The organism is Comamonas sp. MYb396, from assembly GCF_037479555.1.
In the GTDB taxonomy this organism is placed as follows: domain Bacteria; phylum Pseudomonadota; class Gammaproteobacteria; order Burkholderiales; family Burkholderiaceae_C; genus Comamonas.
The window spans coordinates 274675-299370 of record NZ_JBBGYU010000007.1 but is presented as its reverse complement, the minus strand read 5'-3'; the positions used below and the strand labels follow the sequence as shown (position 1 = coordinate 299370).

General features: G+C 64.7%; 19 protein-coding genes. 7 read left to right on the top strand and 12 right to left on the bottom strand.

The window, feature by feature from the left end:
* Positions 1–119: 119 nt before the first annotated feature.
* The 4 genes from WH265_RS17610 to WH265_RS17595 are packed head-to-tail and all read right to left on the bottom strand — an operon-like array spanning position 120 to position 3303.
* Positions 120–1154 carry a S49 family peptidase gene (locus tag WH265_RS17610; protein WP_052330112.1) on the bottom strand — a complete coding sequence of 345 codons (1035 nt, stop codon included), beginning with the start codon at positions 1152–1154 and terminating at the stop codon, positions 120–122.
* Position 1155: 1 nt separating this feature from the next.
* Entirely contained in the window at positions 1156–1533 is a 378-nt protein-coding gene (locus WH265_RS17605) for a Rieske (2Fe-2S) protein (RefSeq protein WP_021027944.1), read from the bottom strand.
* A 60-nt stretch (positions 1534–1593) separates the two neighbouring features.
* Positions 1594–2250: an HAD-IA family hydrolase gene (locus WH265_RS17600; RefSeq protein ID WP_021027943.1), complete on the bottom strand. Its 657-nt coding sequence runs from the start codon at positions 2248–2250 to the stop codon at positions 1594–1596.
* Positions 2251–2283: 33 nt separating this feature from the next.
* Positions 2284–3303, bottom strand: a complete 1020-nt coding sequence (locus WH265_RS17595) for an RluA family pseudouridine synthase (RefSeq protein WP_339559116.1) — start codon at positions 3301–3303, stop codon at positions 2284–2286.
* Positions 3304–3890: 587 nt separating this feature from the next.
* Between WH265_RS17595 and WH265_RS17590 the strand changes: the two genes are divergently transcribed.
* The 4 genes from WH265_RS17590 to queF all read left to right on the top strand — a co-directional run bounded on the left by WH265_RS17590 (position 3891) and on the right by queF (position 9627).
* Positions 3891–6956 (top strand): Rne/Rng family ribonuclease, encoded by a 3066-nt coding sequence (locus WH265_RS17590; RefSeq protein ID WP_339559115.1) that lies wholly within the window; start codon positions 3891–3893, stop codon positions 6954–6956.
* 64 nt (positions 6957–7020) lie between these two features.
* On the top strand, positions 7021–7797 hold the full coding sequence (yaaA, locus tag WH265_RS17585) for a peroxide stress protein YaaA (protein ID WP_339533750.1): 777 nt from the start codon (positions 7021–7023) through the stop codon (positions 7795–7797).
* A gap of 38 nt (positions 7798–7835) precedes the next feature.
* Positions 7836–8714 (top strand): 2-oxoglutarate-dependent dioxygenase, encoded by an 879-nt coding sequence (locus WH265_RS17580; protein ID WP_021027588.1) that lies wholly within the window; start codon positions 7836–7838, stop codon positions 8712–8714.
* 55 nt (positions 8715–8769) lie between these two features.
* Complete coding sequence (gene queF / locus WH265_RS17575; protein WP_339533752.1) at positions 8770–9627, top strand: NADPH-dependent 7-cyano-7-deazaguanine reductase QueF; 858 nt, start codon at positions 8770–8772, stop codon at positions 9625–9627.
* Here queF and WH265_RS17570 read toward each other — a convergent pair whose 3' ends face one another.
* The 4 genes from WH265_RS17570 to WH265_RS17555 all read right to left on the bottom strand — a co-directional run bounded on the left by WH265_RS17570 (position 9628) and on the right by WH265_RS17555 (position 14698).
* Positions 9628–10869 carry a Y-family DNA polymerase gene (locus WH265_RS17570; RefSeq protein ID WP_339559114.1) on the bottom strand — a complete coding sequence of 414 codons (1242 nt, stop codon included), beginning with the start codon at positions 10867–10869 and terminating at the stop codon, positions 9628–9630. It abuts the gene before it with no gap.
* A 156-nt stretch (positions 10870–11025) separates the two neighbouring features.
* The gene (locus WH265_RS17565) at positions 11026–12369 is read right to left on the bottom strand and encodes an MFS family transporter (protein ID WP_043340784.1); all 1344 of its coding nucleotides are present in this window, start codon (positions 12367–12369) and stop codon (positions 11026–11028) included.
* Between the two features lie 103 nt (positions 12370–12472).
* Complete coding sequence (locus tag WH265_RS17560) at positions 12473–13384, bottom strand: DMT family transporter (RefSeq protein ID WP_339559113.1); 912 nt, start codon at positions 13382–13384, stop codon at positions 12473–12475.
* Between the two features lie 144 nt (positions 13385–13528).
* Positions 13529–14698, bottom strand: a complete 1170-nt coding sequence (locus WH265_RS17555) for an alpha-hydroxy acid oxidase (protein ID WP_312988779.1) — start codon at positions 14696–14698, stop codon at positions 13529–13531.
* A 276-nt stretch (positions 14699–14974) separates the two neighbouring features.
* On the opposite strand from WH265_RS17555, the gene WH265_RS17550 reads away from it, so the two are divergent.
* Positions 14975–16636, top strand: a complete 1662-nt coding sequence (locus WH265_RS17550) for an L-lactate permease (protein WP_339559112.1) — start codon at positions 14975–14977, stop codon at positions 16634–16636.
* 46 nt (positions 16637–16682) lie between these two features.
* Here the strand turns inward: WH265_RS17550 and WH265_RS17545 are convergent, their stop codons facing one another.
* The 4 genes from WH265_RS17545 to xdhA form a co-directional block, all read right to left on the bottom strand.
* Positions 16683–17318, bottom strand: a complete 636-nt coding sequence (locus WH265_RS17545; RefSeq protein ID WP_339559111.1) for a YbhB/YbcL family Raf kinase inhibitor-like protein — start codon at positions 17316–17318, stop codon at positions 16683–16685.
* Positions 17319–17439: 121 nt separating this feature from the next.
* Entirely contained in the window at positions 17440–18741 is a 1302-nt protein-coding gene (locus WH265_RS17540) for an NCS2 family permease (RefSeq protein ID WP_339559110.1), read from the bottom strand.
* A 97-nt stretch (positions 18742–18838) separates the two neighbouring features.
* Positions 18839–21262 (bottom strand): xanthine dehydrogenase molybdopterin binding subunit, encoded by a 2424-nt coding sequence (gene xdhB / locus WH265_RS17535; protein ID WP_339559109.1) that lies wholly within the window; start codon positions 21260–21262, stop codon positions 18839–18841.
* 1 nt (position 21263) lies between these two features.
* Positions 21264–22865, bottom strand: coding sequence for a xanthine dehydrogenase small subunit (xdhA, locus tag WH265_RS17530; RefSeq protein ID WP_339559108.1), 1602 nt, complete (start codon positions 22863–22865; stop codon positions 21264–21266).
* Between the two features lie 248 nt (positions 22866–23113).
* On the opposite strand from xdhA, the gene WH265_RS17525 reads away from it, so the two are divergent.
* Together WH265_RS17525 and WH265_RS17520 are read left to right on the top strand one after the other, a co-directional pair.
* On the top strand, positions 23114–24337 hold the full coding sequence (locus tag WH265_RS17525; RefSeq protein WP_445228548.1) for a lytic murein transglycosylase: 1224 nt from the start codon (positions 23114–23116) through the stop codon (positions 24335–24337).
* Between the two features lie 18 nt (positions 24338–24355).
* Complete coding sequence (locus tag WH265_RS17520; protein ID WP_182343220.1) at positions 24356–24676, top strand: heavy metal-binding domain-containing protein; 321 nt, start codon at positions 24356–24358, stop codon at positions 24674–24676.
* Positions 24677–24696 lie beyond the last annotated feature (20 nt).

Genomic DNA, 24696 nt, shown 5'->3' with positions numbered 1-24696 from the left:
GCGCTTGGCTCTTTAAGCATTCCCCCATTATGAAGAAAACCCGCCGTTTTTATGGGCGGGTTTGTCAGCAGTCTGAGCGGTGCCTGGGCACCGCTTTGTCATTCAAGCCCTGCAGGCTGTCAGCGCACGCTGGGCAGCAGCGACATCGAGCGCAGGGTGCCGACCGCGCCCGCGCCGACCGAGGCACCAAAACGCTTGGCAAAGCGCTCGGCCACGTTGTCGCGGCGGGTGTAATCCACCACCTCTTCGGCACCCACGACATCGCGGGCCACCTGGTCGAGGCTGCCCAGGCCATCGGCCAGGCCCAGCTTTACGGCTTCCTGGCCCGTCCAGAACAAGCCGCTGAACGTGTCCTCGGTTTCCTTCAAGCGGTCACCCCGGCCCTGGCGCACCACCTGGATGAACTGCTGGTGGATCTGGCTCAGCATCTGCTGCGCATAGGCCTTTTGCTTGTCGTTCATGGGGCTGAATGGATCGAGCATGCCCTTGTTGGCGCCAGCGGTGAGCAAGCGGCGCTCCACACCCAGCTTATCCATCGTACCGGTAAAACCAAAGCCATCCATCAGCACGCCAATGCTGCCCACGATGCTGGCCTTGTCGACATAGATGCTGTCAGCCGCAGAGGCAATGTAATACGCGGCAGAGGCGCAGGACTCCTCGACCACCGCATACATCGGCTTCTTGTACTGGGCCTTGAGGCGCACGATCTCGTCATTGATCATGCCCGCCTGCACGGGGCTGCCGCCGGGCGAGTTGATCAGCAGCACCACGGCCTTGGCGCCGTCATCTTCAAAAGCGGTGCGCAGGGCTGCAATCACAAATTCGGCACTGGCGTCCGCGCCGGAGGCGATCTCCCCCTTGAGCTCGACAACAGCCGTGTGCTCGGTCGAGGTCTTGGCGGCCGATCCGTCCGAACCAAACAGGTAGCTAACAAACGCAACCACCAGACCCAGCCAGACCAGGCGAAAGAAAATCTTCCAGCGGCGCGCTGCGCGCTGCTCCTTGAGCGTGTCAAAGGCCAGGCGCTCCAGCACCGAGCGCTCCCAGCCCGGGCTGGGTGCTGCGGCAGCGGCAGGCGCCGCAGCGGCCGTCTGCCCCCACAGGTCGGGCGCCGGCGGCGGATTGTGCTGAGGGTTGTTGTCCATGGGGTTCATCTTAAAAATCAAGAGGTTGGAGACGGTTATCCGTGTGCCAATAGACCACGCCATCACTCTCACTCAGCGCAACCTTGACCAAACCGCCACGACAGGGACCGCCGGCACAGGCTCCAGTATCGGGCACATAGGCGGCGCCGTGGGTGGCGCAGAGCAACCAATTACCTGTGTCGTCGAAAAAACGCCCCGGCTGGTAGTCCATCTCCATCGCCACATGGGTGCAGCGGTTCAGATAGGCGTGGACTCCCGCGTGGTAGCGGATGGCAAAGGCCTGGCAGGTCTGCCCGGCATAGACCACATCAAAGGCCACAGCGCGCCCACCGTGCAGCAGCGCATCGCTCTGGCACAAGGCAATCATCTGCGCCGGTACTTCCGCCATCACCGCACCTGTTCACCGAGGTTCATCTGACTGTACATACAGACAGTAATTGCACCATAGCTAGGCATGATCCGCCATCCACTGTTGCAGTTCAGCAACGGTATGGGCCACATACAAGGGCTTGAAGGCCTCAAAACCCGCATGGTGGTGGGCGCCATAGCTCACCCCCACGCTGGCGCAGCCGGCATTGACGGCCATTTGCAGGTCATGCGTGGTGTCACCCACCATCAATACGCGTTCGGGGGCCACATCCAGCTCGGCCATCAGCTCCTGCAGCATCAGCGGATGGGGCTTGCCAGCCGTCTCGTCGGAGGTGCGCGTCGCATGGAAGCGCCCCTTGAGCAAGGTCGTATCCAGCACCCGGTCCAGTCCCCGGCGGTTCTTGCCGGTGGCAATGGCCAGCAGGTGGCCGCTGGCGGTCAGCTGGTCCAGCAGCTCCAGCACGCCGTCAAACAAGGTCACCTGCTCCTGGCGCTTGAGGAAGTGCAGGCGGTAGCGGTTGGTCAGCGCCACCATCTGGTCTTCCGGCACATCGGGCGCGGCATGGCGCAGCGCGCTTTGCAGACTCATGCCGATCACATACTTGGCATCCGCCAGGCTGGGCACCGTGCCACCCACATCCCGCACCGCATCCTGGATCGACAGCGCAATGGCCGCGGTCGAGTCAAACAAGGTGCCATCCCAGTCAAAGGCAATCAGGTCAAATTGGCGGGCCATCGGGTGCTCTTTCTCTAGCTGTCACAAAATTCATCAATCGGCCGCCGAGGCCGCCGCCACAAAGTCCGCCAGCTCCGGCGGCAGCTCGGCGCCCAGTTGCACGCGCTCTGCCGTCTGCGGGTGGTTGAACTGCAGGCGCCAGGCGTGCAGGAACATGCGCTTGAGGCCGTGCTTGGCCAGGCGCTTGTTCAGATCGAAGTCGCCATATTTCTCATCGCCGGCAATCGCATGGCCGCTGCTGGCCAGGTGCACGCGGATCTGGTGGGTGCGGCCGGTCTTGATCGTCACCTCCAGCAGGCTCATCGCTGGCACGCCCAGCAGGTGCCGGGCCGCAAACACCTGTTGCACCTTGACCAGCGAGACCGAGCGCATGCCCTCGGGGTCGTCGGCCGTCGTGGCGCGCACGCGGCGCTCGCCATCGGGCAGCAGGTATTTGCGCAGGGGGGTGTCGATCACCTTCTTGTTGGCCGGCCATTCGCCGATGACCAGCGCCAGATAGGTCTTGCCCGTCTCCCGCTCGCGGAACTGGTCCTGCAGATGGGTCAGCGCCGAGCGCTTCTTGGCCACCAGCAAGATGCCCGAGGTTTCGCGGTCGAGCCGGTGCACCAGCTCCAGAAAGCGGGCATCGGGGTGGGCGCGGCGCAGCTGCTCGATCACGCCAAAGCTGACGCCCGAGCCGCCATGCACGGCCACGCCAGCGGGTTTGTTGATCGCCAACATGACATCGTCATCGAGCAACAAGGGAAACTCCCTAGCTGGCACCGCGCGCTCGGCTTCTTCAGGTTTTGCTGCGACGCGCACCGGCGGAATCCGCACCACATCGCCGGGCTGGACGCGAGTGTCCGCTGTCGCGCGGCCCTTGTTGATACGGACTTCACCCTGGCGGATGATGCGGTAGACATGGGTCTTGGGTACGCCCTTGAGATGGCGCATCAGAAAATTGTCCAGGCGCTGGCCTGCGTCGTCGGGATGGACCTCGACCAGCCTTACAGCCACTGGGGGTGCTTGTGGACTACGGGGCTCGCCCGGTTTGCCCCCTATAATATGTTTCACCTGCGCGATAGAGTTATTGGTTTACCGGTGAGCAGTTTAATTCACCCACCAGTACCCGCACAGGCCGGTCGATGTCTGGCTGATCGCCTTGCCGCCCCACCTGCATACCAAAAGATTGCGCAGGGGACGCCAAGTGAATCAGGCGGACAGACACATTGAAACAACGAAAAACAGATTTTTGGCGACAGCTGTCGCAAAGGCCTGCAACCAGGCCCCGCCCAGCTGATCGTCTTCACACCAAACATGTTGATTTTGTGGGCTTGGATGGCAACTCTCTGGCACAGCAGCAGCTGTGCGCCAGTGCGTCTTGCTGTGCCCGCTGTGCGCATGTTCTCAGGGCAAATATCCCAGCCGGAGGCAGCCCAGCGCTGGCTGGCTGCTTATTTACATGCCCTCTCCCGCGTGCCTAGATCCCCTGTGCTGACATAAGTATTACCAGCAAACATGACACGCTCTGTGAATTCTTTCGTTTCTCTGCGTCTGTCCCGGCATCTGTGGCTCCAGTAAGAGCCTGTTTATTGTTGGGATTGGAGACAGGTGCCTGACTGACAAAGGCAGCCTGTCCCGCATTACGAAGGACGCGCATCATGAAACGGATGCTGATCAACGCCACGCAAGCTGAAGAGCGCCGCCTCGCCATTGTTGATGGCCAAAAGCTGCTGGACTACGAAATTGAAATCGAAGGCCGCGAACAACGCAAAGGCAATATCTACAAAGCCGTTGTTACCCGGGTCGAGCCCTCGCTGGAAGCCTGTTTTGTCGACTACGGCGAAGACCGCCACGGCTTTCTGCCCTTCAAGGAAATCTCCAAACAGTATTTCGCCGAAGGCGTCTCCCCCAGCCAGGCCCGCATCAATGATGTGATCAAGGAAGGCCAGGAGCTGATCGTCCAGGTCGAGAAGGAAGAGCGTGGCAACAAGGGCGCGGCCCTGACCACCTTCATCTCGCTGGCAGGCCGCTATGTGGTGCTGATGCCCAACAACCCCCGGGGTGGTGGTGTCTCGCGCCGCATCGAAGGCGACGAGCGCGCCGAGCTCAAGGAGGCCATGGACCAGCTCGAGTACCCCAAGGGCATGTCCATCATCGCGCGCACGGCCGGCATTGGCCGCAGCGCGCCTGAGCTGCAATGGGACCTGAACTACCTGCTCAAGCTCTGGGGCGCCATCGACGGCGCTGCCAAGTCGGGCAAGGGCGCCTTCCTGATCTACCAGGAATCGAGCCTGGTGATCCGCGCGATCCGCGACTATTTCCACAATGACATCGGCGACATCCTGATCGACACCGATGACATTTATGAACAAGCCCAGCAGTTCATGGCCCATGTGATGCCTGAGCATGCTGCCCGCGTCAAGCGCTACCGCGATGATGCGCCGCTGTTCAGCCGCTTCCAGATCGAGCACCAGATCGAGTCGGCCTACTCGCGCACCGTGACGCTGCCATCGGGCGGCGCCATCGTGATCGACCACACCGAAGCGCTGGTCTCCATCGACGTGAACTCGGCCCGTGCCATCAAGGGCGGCGACATCGAGGAAACCGCCACCCGCACCAACCTGGAAGCCGCTGACGAAGTGGCCCGCCAGATGCGCCTGCGCGACCTGGGCGGCCTGATCGTGATCGACTTCATCGACATGGAAGAGTCGAAGAACCGCCGCGATGTGGAAAGCCGCCTGCGTGACGCGCTGCGCCAGGACCGCGCCCGCGTGCAGTTCGGCACCATCAGCAAGTTCGGCCTGATGGAGATGAGCCGCCAGCGCCTCAAGCCGGCGCTGAGCGAGGGCGCCCACATCAACTGCCCACGCTGCGGCGGCTCCGGCCACATCCGCGATGCGGAAAGCTCGGCGCTGCAGATCCTGCGCATCATCCAGGAAGAGTCGATGAAGGACAACACGGCAGCGGTGAACTGCCAGGTGCCTGTCGAAGTTGCCTCCTTCCTGCTCAACGAAAAGCGCACCGAAATCCAGAAGATCGAGCTCAAGCAGCGCGTGTCTGTCACCATGGTGCCCAACAAGGCGCTGGAGACCCCGCACTACAAGCTCGAGCGCATGAAGCACGACGACCCGCGTCTGGACTCGATGGAGGCGAGCTACAAGCTGGCCGACCCCGAAGAGGAAAGCCTGGGCTTTACCCGCCGCTCGCAAGAGCCGACCAACAAGCAGACCCCCGTCATCAAGGGCGTGCTGCCCGATGCACCGGCACCGATTGCCGAGCCACGCCCAGCGCCCGCTGCCCGTACGGCCAGCCCGCACAACGGCAAGCCCGCTGGCACCCCCGCCGCAGCGCCTGCTGCCGCACCGGTGGCTGCCCCGCAAAAGGGCTTCTTCGCCTGGCTCAAGCGCTTCTTCGGCATGGCCCCTGAACCCGCACCAGCGCCCGTGCCTGCACCTGCAGCAGCACCTGCTGGCGAGGCCCGCCGTGAAAACCGCGATGGCCGCAACGCCAACAACCGTGGCGGCCGAGGTGACCGTGCAGAGCGCGGCGACCGGGGTGAGCGCAAGGATGGCAACCGCCCAGCCCGTGGCGAGCGCGCCGAAGGCGAACGCGCTGAGCGCAATGGCCGTGGCAACAACGGCGCAGCCGACGGCAGCCGCAGCCCCCGTGGTGGCGACCAGGAAGGCCGCAACCGCCGTGGTGAGCGCGGTGACCGCCAGGAGCGCAACCGCCGTGACGACGCCCCGCTGAACCCGCAAGCCGGCGACAACGCCGCCGCCAATGGCGAGCGCCAGGAACGCGCCCCCCGCCCCGAGCGCGCCCCCCGCGAGCCGCGTGAAGGCCGCCGTGACCGTGGTGCTGAACGTGGTGAGCGCCAGGACCGCCGCAACATCGGTGACGAGGCGGCCCAGCCCCTCAACGCCGTGGCACCGGCACCGATCAACGCCGATGCGGTGATCGCCTCCCTGCCATCGCTGGACCTGGAGACCGGCAACCAGCCTGCCCCAGCCGCTGATGCAGACGGTGCAACGCCTGAGCGCCGTGAGCGCCGCTCGCGTGACCGCTATGGCCGTGACCGCCGCAACCGTGGTGAGCGCGAGCGCAATGGCCGTGACGAGCAAGCCGAAGGCGACAACGCCGCCGCTGACTCGGGCTTTGGCGCCGATGCCGCCCCTGCCGCCTCCACCGTGCCGCAAGATGGCGACGAGGCACCCCGCCGCAGCTACTTCAACGCAGCGCCTGCTGCCGCACCCGTAGAAGCCGCAGCGCCCGCCGTGGCTGATGTGGCCGATGCTGCAGCAGCTCCCGCCCCAGTGGCGCAAGCCGAGGCAGCGTTTGCCGCGCCGGAAGCAGCACCCGTGGCCGTTGTCGCCGCTGTGGCCCCTGTCGTGCCTGCAGCGCCTGTCGCAGCAGCACCGGTGGTTGCCGCCCCTGCGCCTGTCGCTGCCGAGCCTGCCAAGGCCGGCCTGCCAGCGATCGCCAGCTACGCGCTGCCACTGGATGCCCTGCACCAGATCGCCAGTACCGCAGGTCTGCAATGGATCAACTCCGATGCCGACAAGATCGCAGCAGTGCAAGCGGCCATTGCCGCCGAGCCCAAGCCCGTGCATGTGCCGCGTGAGCGCCAGCCCGTGGTGCAGATCGACCAGGGCCCGCTGATCCTTGTCGAAACGCGCAAGGATCTGACCGACCTGGTGCTGCCTTTTGAGCGCGAATCCGCTTAAAAACTGCTGACCCCGCAACCCTCAGGCCGGAGCGATCCGGCCTGTTTCATTGATGGAGCCCCTGATGCTGTTTCTGCTCTCGCCTGCCAAGTCCCTGGACTATGAAACCCCGCTGCCCGCCGGCCTGGCCAGCACACAGCCCCAGTTCATTCCCCAGTCCAAGGCCTTGATTGCAGTGCTGCGCACGCAGTCGCCCCAGCAGATCGCCAGCCTGATGGACATCAGCGACAAGCTCGCTGCGCTGAATGTGGCCCGCTATGAGGCCTGGTCGCCCAAATTCAGCAGCAAGAACGCGCGCCAGGCCATCATGGCCTTCAACGGCGATGTCTACGACGGCCTGCAGGCCCCCACCTTGAACCCCAAGCAGTTGGACTGGGCGCAGTCCCACCTGTGCATGCTCAGCGGCCTCTACGGCGTGCTGCGCCCGCTCGATCTGATGCAGCCCTACCGGCTGGAGATGGGCACGCGCCTGGCAACCGACCAGGGCAGCAACCTCTACCACTTCTGGGGCACGCAGATCGCCGACTACCTCAATGCGCAGCAGGCGAGCGAAGACAAGCCCGTCGTCGTCAACCTGGCCTCGCAGGAGTACTTCAAATCGGTCGACCGCAAGGTGCTGCGCGCCCGCGTCATCGACTGCAGCTTTGAAGACTACAAGAACGGCCAGTACAAGATCATCAGCTTCTTTGCCAAGAAGGCACGCGGCCTGATGGCGCGCTACGCGATTGAGCACCAGACCAAGACGCCGGCGGCCTTGAAGAAGTTCAGCACCGCGGGCTACGCCTTCACGCCCGAGGCATCGAGCGAAGACCATTTCGTTTTCAGGCGCAAAGTCGATTGATGCGACTTTGATGCACAATGGGCCGCGAAAGGAATCTGATGACAGCCTCGCAACCCCTCACCCCGGAACTGCGCGCCTGGATCATTGATCAGGCCAGCGCCGGCGTCAGCGCCGACCGCGTCTTCAAAGCGATGTGCGATGCCGGCTGGAACGCCGATGTCGCCGAGTCCGCGATGGAGTCGGTGCTGACCGAGCACCTCGCGCAGTTGCAGGCGAGCCAGGGGACCGCTGCTGCGGCCTCCCAGCCAGCTGCCCTATCCCGTCCCCTGCCCGAGCCCAGCCTGGGCCAATCGCCCTCCAGCATCGATGTCGGTGACCGCGAGGTCAGCGTGCTGCTGGCCCTGCAGCACCCGCGCGTCGTCGTGTTCGGCAATCTGCTGTCCGACGAGGAGTGCGACGCCATCATCGCTGCGGCCGAGCCGCGCATGCAGCGCTCGCTGACCGTCGAGACCAAGACTGGCGGCGAAGAAGTCAATGCCGACCGCACCAGCGACGGCATGTTCTTCCAGCGCGAGGAAACGCCCGCCGTCGCCGCGCTGGAGCGCCGCATCGCCAAGCTGGTCAACTGGCCGGAAAACCATGGCGAAGGCCTGCAGGTGCTGCACTACCGGCCTGGCGCCGAGTACAAGCCGCACTACGACTATTTCGACCCGACCCAGCCGGGCACACCGACGATTTTGAAGCGTGGCGGCCAGCGCCTGGCCACCTTGGTGATCTACCTGAACAACCCGCAAGCTGGCGGCGGCACCAGCTTCCCCGATGTGGGGCTGGAAGTCGCGCCACGCCGTGGCAATGCGGTGTTCTTCAGCTACCCCGCGCCCGACCCCGCAACCAAAAGCCTGCATGGCGGCTCACCGGTGATTGCCGGCGAGAAATGGATCGCCACCAAGTGGTTGCGCGAGGGCGAATTCAAGTAAACCGCAGCCGCCGCCGGGCCCCCGCGCCGGCAGCGGCCGCTTTTTGTTCCACAGCATGACCGTCTCCCCTTCGCCCGAGCAATCGCCCCTGGGCCAGCGCTCCGCGTACATCGACCAGTACGACCCCACCCTGCTCTTTCCACTGCCGCGCCAGGCCAAGCGCGACGAGATTGGCCTGCAGCCCGACAAGCTGCCCTTTTTTGGCGCCGACCTGTGGACGGCCTATGAGGTCTCCTGGCTCAACCTGCGCGGCAAGCCCCAGGTGGCGCTGGTGAGCTTCACCATCCCTTGCGAGACGCCCAACATCGTCGAGAGCAAGTCCTTCAAGCTCTACCTCAACAGCTTCAACAACAGCCGCTTTGGCTCGGTCGATGAGGTACGCGCCAAGCTGCTCGCCGATATCAGCGAAGCCGTATGGCGCGGCGCGCCCTACCAGGCCTCGGTGGGCGTGCAGATGATCGACCCCGAGGTATTCGACACCCTGCCACTGCAAGAGCTCGACGGCCTGAACCTGGACCGGCTGGACATCGACTGCGAGCACTACCAGCCCCAACCCCAGCTGCTGCGCGCCGCTTTTGACGAGGCGCCCGTCACCGAGACGCTCAGCAGCCGCCTGCTCAAGAGCAACTGCCTGGTCACCGGCCAGCCCGACTGGGGCAGCGTGCGCATCAGCTACACCGGCCCGGCGATCGACCAGGAGCGCCTGCTGCAGTACATCGTGAGCTTTCGCAACCACAACGAATTCCATGAGCAGTGTGTCGAGCGCATGTTTGTCGATATCTGGCAGCACTGCAAGCCGATCCGCCTGACGGTCTATGCCCGCTACACGCGCCGGGGGGGCCTGGACATCAACCCGCTGCGCACCAGCCAGCCGATGGCCCTGCCGGCCAATATCCGCACCGCACGCCAGTAATCAGTCCAGATCGCCGAACAGCGGCAAGGTGTAGGGGTTGGCCTTGTGCTCGGCAATGGCCGGGCGGCTTTGCGCCTGGCGCAGTGCCTGGCGCATGGCCTGCCAGTCGCCCACCAGGCCTTGCGCCAAGGCCTGCTCCAAAGGCAGCAGCCCACCCACCCGCACCCCCAAAAGCCGCAGGCGCTGGTCCAAAGGCGCGCGCTTCAAGCACTGGCCGGCCGCATGCCGGATGGCGGCGGCATCCTGGGTGTAGAGCGGCAGGCTGTGGTCGCGCGTGGCGATGCGAAAGTCCGGGTAGCGCAGCTTGATGCCAATCGTGCGTCCCACATAGCCCTTGCGCTGCAAATCGGCCGCCACCATCTGGCACAGCTCGGTAAAGATCGCGCCCAGCTCGGCCTTGTCGCGCACCGCATGCAGGTCGCGGTCAAACGTGGTCTCGCGGCTCATCGATACCGGCTCGCTCTCGGTCACCACGGGCCGGTTGTCCCGCCCCCAGCTCGATGCATGCAGCCAGGCGCCGTAGCTGCGGCCAAAGTGTTCCACCAACCAGGGCAGGTCCTTGGCGGCCAGATCGCCCAAGGTGCTGATTCCCAGCGCCTGCAGCTTGGCATCGGCCTTGGGGCCCACGCCATTGATCTTGCGGCAGGCCAGCGGCCAGATCATCGTTTGCAGATCGCTCTCGAGCACGATGGACACGCCATTGGGCTTGTTGAACTCGCTGGCCATCTTGGCCAGCTGCTTGTTGGGAGCCACCCCGACCGAGCAGGTCAGCCCCGTCGCCGCATGGATGGCCTGCTGCATCCGCAGCGCCAGGCTGCGGCCATGGTCTTCCTGGCCGCCTTCGACATGGGTAAAATCGATATAGACCTCGTCCACACCCCGGTCCTCCATCTGCGGCGCCATCGCGGTGATGATGGCCTTGAACTGGCGCGAGAAATGCCGGTAGCGTGCAAAGTCCACCGGCAGCAGAATGGCCTGCGGGCAGAGCTTGGCCGCCTTCATCATGCCCATGGCCGAGCCCACGCCAAAGGCGCGCGCCGGGTAGGTGGCCGTCGTGATCACGCCCCGGCCCACATAGTCCTTGAGCTGAGGAAAGGCCTCGGGCGGGATCTCGTCCAGGCGATCGCCATAACGGGCTTTGAGCGCCTCATCTTCTGCCCGGCGGCCCCCGCCAATGATGACGGGCAGCCCCTTGAGCTGCGGGTAGCGCAGCAGCTCGGCCGAGGCATAGAAGGCATCCATGTCCAGATGCGCAATGCGGCGGCGCGGAGGCAGAACAACAGGCGATGGCGAGGGGGCGGAGCACACCCGGCTATTGTCCCCCAGCGCGGCGCGGTTTGCAGCCGCCAGCCGCGCAAAACCGGCGGCGGAGGCTGCCGAGCCGGCTGCTGCGGGCGGTCAGTGGTCGTGGTGCAGATAGGCGGCCTGCTTGGGCAGGCGCAGGCTGAACAAAAAGGCAATCACCATCATCACCGACACATACCAGAAGAAGGCGTTTTCATGGCCGGCATTCTTCAGCGCCAGCGCCACAAACTCTGCCGAGCCGCCAAAAATCGCATTGGCCACCGCATAGGCCAGGCCCACGCCCAAGGCACGCACTTCGGGCGGGAACATCTCCGCTTTGACGATGCCCGAGATCGAGGTGTAGAAGCTCACAATCGCCAGTGCGACCAGGATCAGCAGGCCGGCCGTGACCGGCGACGAGGCCTGGTGCATGGTCGTCAGAATCGGCACCGTGCCCAGCGCGCCCAGCGCACCAAACAGCATCATGCTGGTGCGCCGGCCAATGCGGTCGGACAGCGCGCCAAACAGCGGCTGCATGCACATGTACACAAAGAGGCACACGGTCATCACGTAACTGGCCGTCTTGATCGGCAAGCCCACGCTGTTGACCAGGTACTTCTGCATATAGGTGGTGAAGGTGTAGAAGATCAGCGAGCCGCCGGCCGTATAGCCCAGCACGGTGACAAAGGCGCGCCAGTGGTGCTTGAACAGGTTGGCCAGGGTGCCGGTGTCCTTGTTCTGCATCGCCTCGGTGGACTGGGTCTCATGCAGGGTGCGGCGCAGCAGCATGGCCACAACAGCGGCCGCAGCGCCCACGACAAACGGAATGCGCCAGCCCCAGGCACGCAGCTCGGCGTCCGTCAGCACCGCTTCCAGAATCACAATCAGCAGCACGGCCAGCAGCTGGCCGCCGATCAGGGTCACATACTGGAACGAAGAGAAAAAGCCGCGCTGGCCCTTGAGGGCCACTTCGCTCATATAGGTGGCCGTGGTGCCATATTCACCGCCCACCGACAGGCCCTGGAACAAGCGGCACATCAGCAGCAAAAACGGCGCCCAGGCCCCAATCTGCGCATAGGTGGGCAGGCAGGCAATCACCAAGGAGCCAGCGCACATCATCGTCACCGAGATCAGCATCGACTTCTTGCGGCCGTACTTGTCGGCAATGCGGCCAAACAGCCAGCCGCCGATGGGACGCATCAAAAAGCCGGCGGCAAACACCCCGGCGGTGTTGAGCAGCTGTACGGTGGGATCACCCTTGGGGAAAAAGGCGGCGGCAAAGTAGATGGCCGAGAAGGCATAGACATAGAAGTCAAACCATTCGACCAGGTTGCCCGACGAGGCCGCCATGATGGAGAAGATGCGGTGGCGCTTTTCTTCAGGGCTGTAATGGGGAGGGGTGTTGGCCGAAGTCTGGGCGGCCGATGGCCCAGATCCTGGCACGGAGGGTGTTGTCATTGGAGTGGTCCCGTGTAGCAATGCAGACCATGATGCGCCGCCTGCGAGACCCTCTGATGTCAGACGGGCGCTGAATTTCCACCGCCCGCGCCCACCCCATGGGCTAGAGCTGGGTGCAGATCACCACAATGCCGACCAGCATCAGCGCAATGCCCCATTTCTCGTTGCGGCGCAACTGCTCCTTGAGCAGCCGGCGCGAGACCAGGTAGCTGAACACCACCTCGACCATGCCCAGGGTACGCACCGATGCGGCGCTTTGCAACGCATAGGCGCTGAACCAGGCGAGCGATGCTGCACTGCCCATGCAGCCCGCCAGCAGCGACACGCGCCAGGCCTTGGCAATGCGCAGCAGCACGCTGCGGTCACGCCAGAGGAACCAGGCCCCCATCGCCAAGGTCTGCATGCACTGCGCAATGAACACGCCCCAGGCGCCCGACAGCAGCGCGCTCGGCGCATTGAGCGCCAGCGCCGCACCGCGAAAGCCCACCGTCGCAATCGCAAAGCAGGCGCCGCAAATGAGGCCATACATCGCAGCCTTGCTGCGCCAGTCGAGCTTGGCGCCGATCTGGCGTGGTGGCAAGGACAGCAGCGCCACGCCAATGGTGGCAATGGCCATCGCCGCCAGCGCCCAGTAGGTGGGCAGCTCGCCCAAGAAGACCGCACCAAACAGCGCCACCTGCAGCACCTCGGTTTTGGACAGGGTCACCGCCACGGCAAAATTGCGCTGCTGCATGGCCAGCAGCAAGGCGCCAGTCGCTGCGATCTGGAAGAACGCGCCCAGCGCCAGCCAGCCAAAATAGGCGCCCGTCCAATGCGCTATCTCAGGCGCCTTGGCGGGCAAGGTGTAGAGCAGCACCAGCGCCAGCCCAGCCAGCGGCAGGCCATAGAGAAAGCGCACCAAGGTGGCGGGCCAGGTGCCCAGGTCGCGGGTCAGCGAGCGCTGCGCCGCATTGCGCGCCGTCTGCGCGATGGCGGCAAACACCACCAGCCCCATCCACCAACCACCCCATTGCATTCCCGCTCCATCAGCCATTAGCGCATCCACTTCATCACCAGGGCCCCGATGGTAGGCGATCACGGCCCCTTGTGTGCCTGCATTTGGCGATGCGAGCCTGCGGCATCAAGAGGGGCCAGCACGCGGCCTGCCCCCTTGCTCCGCTCAATAAGGCTGGGGATAGGTGCCGGGCACCAGAATGCGCTGGTCCACGTTGTTGATGTTGGTGTGGCCGCAGAAGGCCATCGACACATCCAGCTCCTTGTGGATGATCTGCAGCGCGCGCGTCACGCCCTCCTGGCCATAGGCACCCAGGCCGTACAGAAAGCTGCGGCCGATCAAGGTGCCCTGGGCGCCCAGTGCGCGGGCCTTGAGGACATCCTGGCCACTGCGGATGCCACTGTCCAGCCAGACCTCGATGTCCTTGCCAGCAGCCTGCACGATGGACGGCAGCGCATCGATGGTCGCCGGTGCGCCATCGAGCTGGCGGCCGCCGTGGTTGCTGACGATCAGCGCGTCCGCACCCGTCTCCGCCGCCAGCCGCGCATCCTCGGCCTCCATGATGCCCTTGAGGATCAGCTTGCCACCCCAGCGCTTCTTGATCCATTCCACATCACCCCAGTTCAGGCAGGGGTCGAACTGGTCGGCCGTCCACGACGACAGCGAGCTCACATCGGCGACGCCATCGACATGGCCGACGATATTGCCAAAGGTGCGGCGCTTGGTACCCAGCATGCCCATGCACCAGCGCGGCTTGGTCGCCAGGTTGATGAGGTTCTTGATCGTCGGCTTGGGCGGTGTGGACAGGCCGTTCTTGATGTCCTTGTGGCGCTGGCCCAGGATCTGCAGATCCAGCGTGAGCTGCAGCGCCGAGCAGTTGGCCGCCTTGGCCCGGTCGATCAGTCGCTCCATAAAGCCCCGGTCACGCATCACATAGAGCTGGAACCAGAAGGGGTGGCGGTCCGTGTGCTCGGCCACATCCTCGAGCGAGCAGATGCTCATCGTCGAGAGTGTGAACGGGATGCCAAAGGCCTTGGCCGCGCGGGCCGCCAGGATTTCGCCATCGGCATGCTGCATGCCCGTGAGGCCCGTGGGCGCAATGGCGACGGGCATGCTGACCTCTTGCCCCACCATCGTGCTGCGCGTGCTGCGCCCTTCCATATTGACCGCCACACGCTGGCGCAACTTGATCTTGTGGAAGGCCGCTTCGTTGTCGCGGTAGGTGCCCTGGGTGTAGGAGCCCGAGTCCGCATAGTCGTAAAACATCCGAGGCACGCGCTTTTCGGCCAGGACGCGCAAATCTTCAATACATGTGATCTTGGATAAATCAGCCACAAATCTTCCTTGTTATCAAGCCACTGCAGCGGCGCTGGTGGCCAGGCCCTCTGTGTAACCCGCTGTGCTCAGCGTCCTTGTCACGCAGGCGGCAAACCCCACAGCTTCGTTACAAGAGCTAGGGGTTTTACAGGACTGCAGGCAGCCAGTTAGGCCGACATTATGTCGATGTTCTATCCATCCAGGTGTTTTTGGCATAACAGCAGTGCATAGCCATCCTGGTGGTGCATGGCCTCCGGCCGCGCGCTTGCGCTGCGCTACAACGAGGAGTCAGGCATGGTTTGGCAACAGATCTACAACCCAGTGGGCAATATGGTGCTCTCCACCCTGCTGGCGGCGCTGCCGGTGGTCGTCATGCTCGTCGGGCTGGGTTTTCTCCACCTCAAGGCCCATATTGCGGCCGGCGCCGGCCTGGTCTGCGCCCTGCTCATCGCGATCGTGGTCTATGGCATGCCGGCCGATATGGCGGGCCGCGCAGCGGTCTTCGGGGGGCTCACGGGCCTGCTGCCCATTGGCTGGATCGTGCTGAACATCATCTTTTTGCACCAGCTCACAGAGCACAACGGCAGCTTCAAGATCCTGCAGGACTCGATTGCCGGCATCACCGAGGACCGGCGCATCCAGCTGCTGCTGATCGCCTTTGCCTTTGGCGCCTTTTTTGAAGGGGCGGCGGGCTTTGGCACGCCGGTGGCGGTCACGGCGGCGATCCTGATCGGCCTGGGATTCTCACCTTTGGCTGCCTCGGGCCTGTCGCTGATTGCCAATACCGCGCCCGTCGCCTTTGGCGCGCTGGGCACGCCGGTGATCACCCTGGCCAAGGTCCATGGCTATGACGTGATGGAGGTCACCGCAATGGTGGGCCGCCAGCTGCCCTTCTTCTCGGTACTGGTTCCGTTCTGGCTGATCTGGGCCTTTGCCGGCCGCAAGGCGATGGTGGAGATCTGGCCGGCCATCCTGGTCACCGGCCTGTCTTTTGCGATCCCACAGTACCTGGTGTCCAACTTCATCGGCCCGGAGCTGGTCGACATCATTGCCGCCATCGTCTCCATGGGCTGCCTGATCGGCTTTCTGCGCGTGTGGCAGCCCAAGACCATCTGGCGCAGCACCTCGCTCAAGGGCCGCGACACCAGCGAAGACACCACGGCCAAGCCCCGCGCCGTGGTGGCCCATGCCCGCGCTGATGTGATCCGCGCCTGGACGCCTTGGGCCATCCTGACCGTGTTTGTGTTCATCTGGGGCCTGCCTTCGGTCAAGGCCGCGCTCAACGGCCTGTTTGCGCCGTCCTTCCCGATGACGGGGCTGCACAACATGATCGAGAAGGTGCCGCCCGTGGTGCCCCAGCCCACCAAGGAGGGTGCGGTCTATGTGCTCAACCTGCTGTCGGCCACCGGCACCGGCATTCTGCTGTCGGCCATCGTCGGCGGCCTGGTGATGAAGTACAGCCCACTGGCCCTCATCAAGCAGTTCTTCAAGACGATCTGGCTGGTGCGTTTTTCACTGCTGACCATTGTGCTGATGCTGGCGCTGGGCACCCTCACCCGCTACTCTGGCACCGACACTACCTTGGGCCTGGCCTTCGCCAACACCGGCGTGTTCTACCCCTTCTTTGGCACGATGATGGGCTGGCTGGGCGTGGCCTTGACGGGCTCGGACACGGCATCCAACGTGCTGTTTGGCGGCATGCAAAAGGTCGCTGCCGAGCAGCTGGGCCTGTCACCCAACCTGATGGGCGCGGCCAACAGCTCGGGCGGCGTGATGGGCAAGATGATCGATGCCCAGTCCATCGTCGTGGCCTCTACCGCCACGCGCTGGTTCAACCATGAGGGCGACATCCTGCGCTATGTGTTCTTCCACTCGGTGGCGCTCGCCACCTTGGTGGGTATCTTTGTCACCTTGCAGGCCTATGTCTACCCCTTCACCTTGATGGTGGTGAAGTAAGCACCACGGGGCTCCCTGAGGAGCCCCGTTCATCGCATCCCTGTTGTTAAACAGCAGGGACCGCAGGGTTCAGGCTGTACAAGCCGGTGATACTGGCCTGGCCCAGCACCGGGGCCTGGGCCAGCGCGGCGCGCACATTGGCACCCGTCAGTGCACCGTCGACTGACAAGCCGGGCGTGGCCAGTGCATAGACCGTGAACACATAGTGGTGCACCAGGCTGTCGTTCCAGGGTGGGCAGGGGCCGTCGTAGCCGTAGTACTCGCCTTGCATCTGCGCATCGGCGGCAAACCAGCCGGTGTAGTCGTTGATGCCATGGCGCAGGCCCTGGGGCGCAGCCGGGCCGGGCTTGCCATGGGCGGTGATGCCATCGCACTGTGCACCGGCGGCGATCTCGGTGGTGCCCACTGGAATGTCCAGCAGCAGCCAGTGGTAGAAATCGACCCGGGGCAGATCAGCTGGCACCGTGCGGCCTTCCTGGTTCACATCATCGCCCCGGCTGGGCACATCCGGGTCATGGCAGACGATGACAAAGGACTGGGTGCCCGCGGGCACATCGCGCCAGGCCAGGTGCGGATTGCGGTTGGACGACAGCAAGACATGGGCTGCCGCATCGGGCACGGCAAAAGCGAACTCGCCAGGAATGGCCTGGCCGTCTTGAAAGCTGTGGCTGCTGAGCTGCATCTGATAAATCCTTTGCGGGTATGAAAAAAGCCAAAGGGCCTCGACCGGGGTCAGGGCACTTTGGCAAATTCTAGGGGTCTGCTGCGCAGCTGTCAGTCAGGTAGCATCCGACAGGCGAGGTTCAATGCCCGCCGATATAGGCGAACTTGAACAGGAACAGCGCCGCAATGATCCAGACCATCCAATGCACATCGCGGGCGCGGCCGGTGAACAGCTTGATGGCCGCGTAGGAGATAAAGCCAAAGGCCAGGCCGTTGGCGATCGAGTAGGTAAAGGGCATCATCACGGCAGTGATGGCGGCGGGAATGGCCTCGGTGGTATCGGCCCAGTCCACCTCAGTCAGCTCCTTGAGCATCAGGCAGGCGACAAACAGCAGCGCGGGTGCAGTGGCATAAGCGGGCACCGAGCCAGCCAAAGGCGCAATGAACAAGCAGGCCAGGAACAGCACCGCCACCGTGACAGCCGTCAGGCCCGTGCGGCCACCGGCCTGCACGCCCGAGGCGCTCTCGACATAGGCCGTCGCGCTGGAGGTACCCAGCAGCGAGCCGGCAAAGATCGCGCCGCTGTCGGCCAGCAGCGAGCGGTGAAAGCGCTCCATCTTGCCGGGCACCAGAAGGCCGGCACGCTTGGCCACGCCCATCAGAGTACCGGTGGCATCAAACAGCTCGACCAGAAAGAACACCAGCACCACATTCAGAAAACCACTGGACAGCGCGGTCTTGATATCGAGCTGCAGGAAGGTCGGCGCAATCGACGGCGGCGCCGAGAACACACCCTGGAATTGGTTGCCGCCAAAGATGAAGGAGGCCACGGTGACGGCCAGAATGCCGATCAGGATGGCGCCGGGCACCCGCAGGCGGTCGAGCACCACGATCAGGAAAAAGCCCAGCGTGAACAGGATCACCGATGGCGAATGCAGATCACCCAAGGTTACCAAGGTGGCCTTGGATTCGACCACCACGCCGGCACTCTTGAGCGCAATCAGCGCCAGAAAGAGCCCGATACCGACGGTGATGGCCACGCGGATCGAAGCCGGTATGCCATTGATGATCTGGTCGCGTATGCGGAAGATGGTCACCAGCAAGAACAGGCACCCCGAGACAAAGACCGCCCCCAGCGCCGCCTGCCAGGTGTAGCCCATGCCCAGCACCACCACATAGGCAAAGTAGGCGTTCAGCCCCATGCCCGGCGCAATCGCAATCGGGTAGTTCGCATACAGGCCCATCAGCACCGAGCCCAGCGCCGCAATCAGGCAGGTGGCGACAAACACCGAGCCCTTGGGCATGCCCGCATCCCCCAGGATGGAGGGGTTGACGAACATGATGTAGGCCATCGTCAAAAAGGTGGTGATCCCCGCCAGCACCTCGGTCCGCACCGTTGTGCCGTGCTCTCCCAGCTTGAAATATTTGTCCAGCGCGCTCATGGCTGCTCCTCGTGGTTATGCATCGTTAATGGGAAGCTGATTTCTATCGAAGGCGGCGAGTATCGCAGCTGCCCGCGCAGGCTGCCGGCTCGCAGCGTCAAAGCCCTGTCTGCACGGCCGCGATGGCGTCGAGCACCGCCTCGGCCGTGGCCGGTGCCCGCAGCGGCGGGCAGCAACCGGGCTCGCCGGTGGCGGCCACCGCATCGCGTATCGCAAACAGCACCGAGAACGGCAGCAGCAGCGGCGGCTCGCCCACCGCCTTGCTGCGGTGGATGGTCTCGTGCGGGTTGGCGCCGTCAAACAGCTGCACATTCAGCACGGGCGGGCAGTCGTTGGCGGTCGGGATCTTGTAGGTGCTGGGGGCATGGGTCATCAAGGCGCCGGTCTTGGGGTGCCAGACCAGCTGCTCCATCGTGAGCCAGCCCATGCCCTGGATGAACGCGCCCTCGACCTGGCCAATGTCCACGGCCGGGTTCAGCGACTGGCCCACATCATGGATCACATCGGCGCGCAGCAGCTTGCTCTCGCCGGTCAAGGTGTCCACCACCACCTCGCTGACGGCCGCGCCGTAGGCAAAGTAGAAGAAGGGCCGGCCGCGCATCGCTGCCGCATCCCAGGACAGGCCAGGCGTCGCATAAAAGCCATCGGACCACAGCTGCACCCGCTCCAGATAGGCCTGTTTGACCAGGGCCTCAAAACGCAGGCTCTGGCCCGCGCAGTGCACCTCGTCATTGACAAAGCGCACCGATGCCGGATCGGCCCCATGCTGGGCTGCCAGGCAGGCGGCCAGGCGCTCGCGGATCTGGCGCGCCGCATCCTGCGCGGCCTTGCCGTTCAGGTCGGTGCCGGTCGATGCCGCTGTCGCCGAGGTGTTGGCCACCTTGGTCGTGTCAGTGGCCGTCACCCGCACGCGCTCAAAGGCCACGCCCAGCTCATGCGCCACCACCTGGGCCACCTTGGTGTTCAGACCCTGGCCCATCTCGGTGCCACCGTGGTTGACGAGGATCGAGCCATCGTTGTAGACATGGACCAGTGCACCCGCCTGGTTGAAGTGCTTGACGTTGAAGGAGATGCCGAACTTGACCGGGGTCAGCGCCAGGCCGCGTTTGAGCACGGGGCTCGTGGCATTGAAGGCATCGACCTGCGCGCGCCGCGCCCGGTAGTCGCTGCGCGCCTCCAGCTGCGCCACCAGTTCGTCGATGATGTTATCGTCCACCTCCTGGCCATAGGGCGTGCACTGCCCACTGTCCTTGGCATAGAAGTTGGCGCGGCGCACATCGAGCGCATCCTTGCCCAGCTGCCGCGCGATCGAGTCCATGATGTTCTCCATCACGATCGCGCCCTGCGGCCCGCCAAAGCCGCGAAACGCGGTATTGCTCTGCGTGTTGGTCTTGCCCATGAAGCCGCGCATGCGCACATTGGGCAGCCAGTAGGCATTGTCGAAATGGCAGAGCGCACGGGTCATCACCGGCGCCGACAGATCGGCCGAATGCCCGGCGCGCGAGACCATGGTCACCTCGGCGCCCAGAATGCGGCCGGCATCGTCATAGCCAATGTCGTACTCGTACCAGAAGCAATGGCGCCGGCCGGTGATCATGAAGTCATCGTCGCGGTCCAGCCGCAGCTTGACGGGCCGGCCCAGCTTGCGCGCCGCCACCGCTGCCACGCAGGCAAACAGCGCCGATTGCGATTCCTTGCCACCAAAGCCGCCACCCATGCGCCGGCATTCCACATGCACCGCATGCGACTGCACGCCCAGCGCATGCGCGACCAGGTGCTGCATCTCGCTGGGGTGCTGGGTCGAGCAGAACACATGCATCGCGCCACCCTCCTTGGGGATGGCGTAGCTGATCTGGCCTTCGAGGTAGAACTGCTCCTGGCCGCCCACTTCCCAGCTGCCCTGCAGGCGGTGCGGGGCCTGGGCAATGGCCTGGGGGGCGCCGCCGGCATCGGTCTCGCGCACCAGTTGCATCGGCGGCATCACATACTGGCCCAGCGCATGGGCCTGCTGCGGCGTCAGCACTGGCTCGGCCTCCTCCACCGTGACCAGCTTGCGCGCCATGGCCGCCACGCGCCGCGCGGTTTGCCGGTCGCGGGCCAGCACCGCAAACATCGGCTGGCCCAGGTAGCGGATCTCGCCATCACAGAGGATGGGGTCGTCATGGATGATGGAGCCGCAGTCATTGACACCGGGAATATCGGCCGCCGTCAGCACCGCCACCACACCGGGCTGGGCGCGCAGCGCGTCCACATCCATGGACAGCAGGCGACCATGGGCCACCGGCGACAGGCCCAGCGCGCAATGCAGGCTTCCGGCCAGCTCGGGCATATCGTCGATATAGGCGGCCTCACCGGCCACATGCCAGGCGGCAGACTCGTGGCTGCGGCTGATGCCAACCTGGTGGCCCTGCTGGCGAGCCCGCGCTTCCTGCGCCACATCGATGCGCGCCTTCTGGTTGTCACGGTAATCGGCAAAGGCTTCGGCGCCTGCCAACACATGCTTGGGGATCGAGGTGTTCATATCAGGCTCCGGTGGCTGCGGCCTGCGGGGCCTGGGCGCTGCTGATTAAATGCGGCATCGCGGCCCAGACGGTGGTGGCATCGGCTGGCAAGGGGGCATCGGCCCGGGTCTCCAGCCACAGGCGCTGCAGCAGGTTCTGCGCCACCTTGAGGCGGTAGGCGGCGCTCGCCCGCATATCGGTCATTGGTTGAAAATCCTCGGCCAGCGCGGCCTGGGCGCGCTGCACGGCCTGGGCCGTCCAGGCCTGGCCCAGCAGCGCAGCTTCTGCCTTGGCGGCGCGCCGCACCGTGGCCGCCATGCCGCCAAAGGCCAGGCGCACGGTCTCCACCTGGCCCTGGGCATCCAGCTGCAGCGAAAAGCCCGCGCACAGCGCCGAGATGTCGCAGTCAAAGCGCTTGCTGATCTTGTAGGCCCGCACCTGGCGCGCCTGCACCGCCAGCGGCAGGCGCAGGCCCTGCACCCACTCGCCGGGCTCCAGCTGGTTCTTCATGTAGTCCACATAAAAATCGGTCAGCGGCATGCGGCGCAGGCGCTCGCCCAGGCGCAGCTCGATCTCGGCATCCAGTGCCATCAGCACCGGCGGGGCATCGCCAATCGGCGAGCCATTGGCCACATTGCCGCCCATGGTGCCGGCATGGCGCACGGGCGGCGATGCAAAGCGCAGCCAGACCTCGGTGAGCGTCGGAAAGCGCTGGGCCAGCGCGGCCCAGGCAGATTCGAGCGAAGCACCTGCACCAATGCAAAGCATGCCATCGCACTCTTCGATGCGGCGCAGCTCCGCCACGCGCCCCACGGCAATCAAATCGCCCAGCGGCCGGAACTGCTTGTTGATCCACAAGGCCACATCGGTGGTGCCGCCGATCAGGCGGGCATCGGGCAGCGCGGCGCGCAGCTGGGCCAGGCTCTCAACGCTGGCCGGCGCGTGGAAATGCTGGGGCTGGCCGCCACTGGGGCGGTAGGCATAGCTCCAGTCGGCATCGCTGCGCAGCGCCTGCAGGGCCGTCACCACGGGCGCCGCATCCAGCTGGCGGGCGGGCAGGTCCAGCATCTGCTGGCCGGCATCCAGAATCGGCCGGTAGCCGGTGCAGCGGCAGAGGTTGCCAGAGAGCGCATCGGCCAGCTGCTGGCGCGTGGGCGCCGCGCCTTGCTGCGCCTGCTGCCGCTCATACACGGACCACAGCGACATGACAAAACCGGGCGTGCAAAAGCCGCATTGCGAGCCATGGCAGTCCACCATGGCCTGCTGCACCGGGTGCAGTCCGCTGCAAGCCTCGCCAGCCTCCTTGGGGCGGCAGCTGGTCTTCATGTCTTCCACCGTAAAGAGCGCCTTGCCATGCAGGCTGGGCAGCAGCTGGATGCAGGCATTGACGGTCTGCAGCTTGAGGCCTTGCACGGCCTGCGGATCACCCGGCTCGGCCAGCTCAGCGAGCATCACCGTGCAGGCGCCGCAATCGCCTTCGTTGCAGCCCTCCTTGGTGCCGGTGCAGCGCGCGTCCTCGCGCAGCCAGTCCAGCACACTGCGCGTGGGGGCCAGGCCTTCAACTTCGGTGATACGGCCTTGGTGGTAGAAACGGATGGCTTGTGGGGCGGTCATGGGGCTCATGGTGGGGCTCGGTCGCGCATTGCCGCGCCGGTCTGCAAAACTGTGTACAAGCGTAGTGTGCCGCGCGGCGCCAGCCATAACAAGCCAGCGATAGGCGCTATGGTGCAGCGCATATATTTTTGGGTTAACCCGCATCTTTCTGGCCCGCAAAAACGTAAGCAATGGTCGCGCCTTGCGGGTTTACCAGGGCTGCGGCCATGGCAAGCAGGTATATTGCCTGGATGATGTTCCGCCGCCCCCACCCTGCGATGCACCAGCTCGCCACCGCCGTCAGCCTGGGCCTTGCCGCCTGCGCCGTATTTGCCCAGACCAGCGCACCGCAAGAGCCGCCGAATCTGAGCCAGGCCGAGTTCCAGTCCTGTTTGAGCGAGCTGCGCAGCAGCAAGGCCTTTGCCGCGATCACGCCGGCCACCTTCAGCCAGTACACCGCCCAGCTCCAGCCCGATGCCACGGTGCTGCCGCTCCTCAACCGCCAGCCCGAGTTCACGATGCCCGTCTGGGACTACATCGCCGTGCTGGTCGACGAGCAGCGCGTGGCCGAGGGCCGCGCCGCCTATGCCAAGTGGAAGGACACCCTGGACAAGATCGAACAGAGCACGGGCGTTGCCCCGCAGATCGTCATCGGCGTCTGGGGCGTGGAGAGCAACTTCGGCCAGAACCTGGGCGGGCGCTCGCTGGTGCAGTCGCTGGGCACCCTGTCCTGCTTTGGCCGCCGCCAGGCCTATTTCCGGGGCGAGTTCGCCAGCGCGCTGCGCATTCTGCAAGAAGGCCATATTGCCGAGTCCAAGCTGGTAGGCTCCTGGGCGGGCGCCTTTGGCCAGACCCAGTTCATGCCCTCGACCTTTTTCCGCAGCGCCGTGGACTTTGACGGCGATGGCCGCCGCGACATCGTCGACAGCGTGCCCGATGCGCTGGCCTCCACCGCCATGTTCCTGAAGAACGCCGGCTACCGCCCGGGCCAACCCTGGGGCTTTGAGGTCAAGCTGCCCAGCGGTTTCAGCACCGCCGATGCCGGCCGCAAGAACAAGAAGCCGCTGGATTTCTGGCGTTCGGCCGGCGTCACCCTGGCCAATGGCGATCCGCTGCCCGATTCGCTGCCATCGGCCGGCCTGATGATTCCCGCCGCCGGCGGCCCCGCCTTTCTGGTAGGACGCAATTTTGATGCGCTCTACAGCTACAACGCCTCGGAAAACTATGGCCTGGCCATTGCGCAGCTGTCCAACTTGGTGGCCGACAGCCAGCAGAGCCAGATCAGCTTTGTCACCCCCTGGCCCACCGACGACCTGGGCCTGTCGCGCGCGCAGAACAAGGAGCTGCAGCAGGCGCTGCTGACCCGGGGCTATGCGATTGGCGAGCCCGATGGAATGATTGGCGCCAAGACGCGCGAAGCCATCAAGGCCGAGCAAAACCGCCTGGGCATGAAGGCCGATGGCCGCGCCGGCCAAAAGCTGCTGCGTGCGCTCGCCAACTGATACCGCTGGAGCCACACCATGATTGTCACCACCACCCCCAGCATTGAAGGCAAGCGCATCAGCCGCTACTGCGGCATCGTCAACGGCGAGGCCATTTTGGGCGCCAACTTTTTCAAGGACTGGTTTGCCGGCATACGCGACATTGTTGGCGGCCGCTCGGGCACCTACGAGAAAGAGCTGCAAAAGGCCAGAGACATTGCACTCAATGAGCTGCAGGAGCGCGCCAAGGCGCTGGGCGCCAATGCCGTCGTCGGCATCGATCTGGACTATGAAGTGCTGGGCAAGGACAACGGCATGCTGATGGTGTCGGCCAGCGGCACGGCCGTCGTCGTCGACTAAGCACCTCAGTCCGTGTTGCG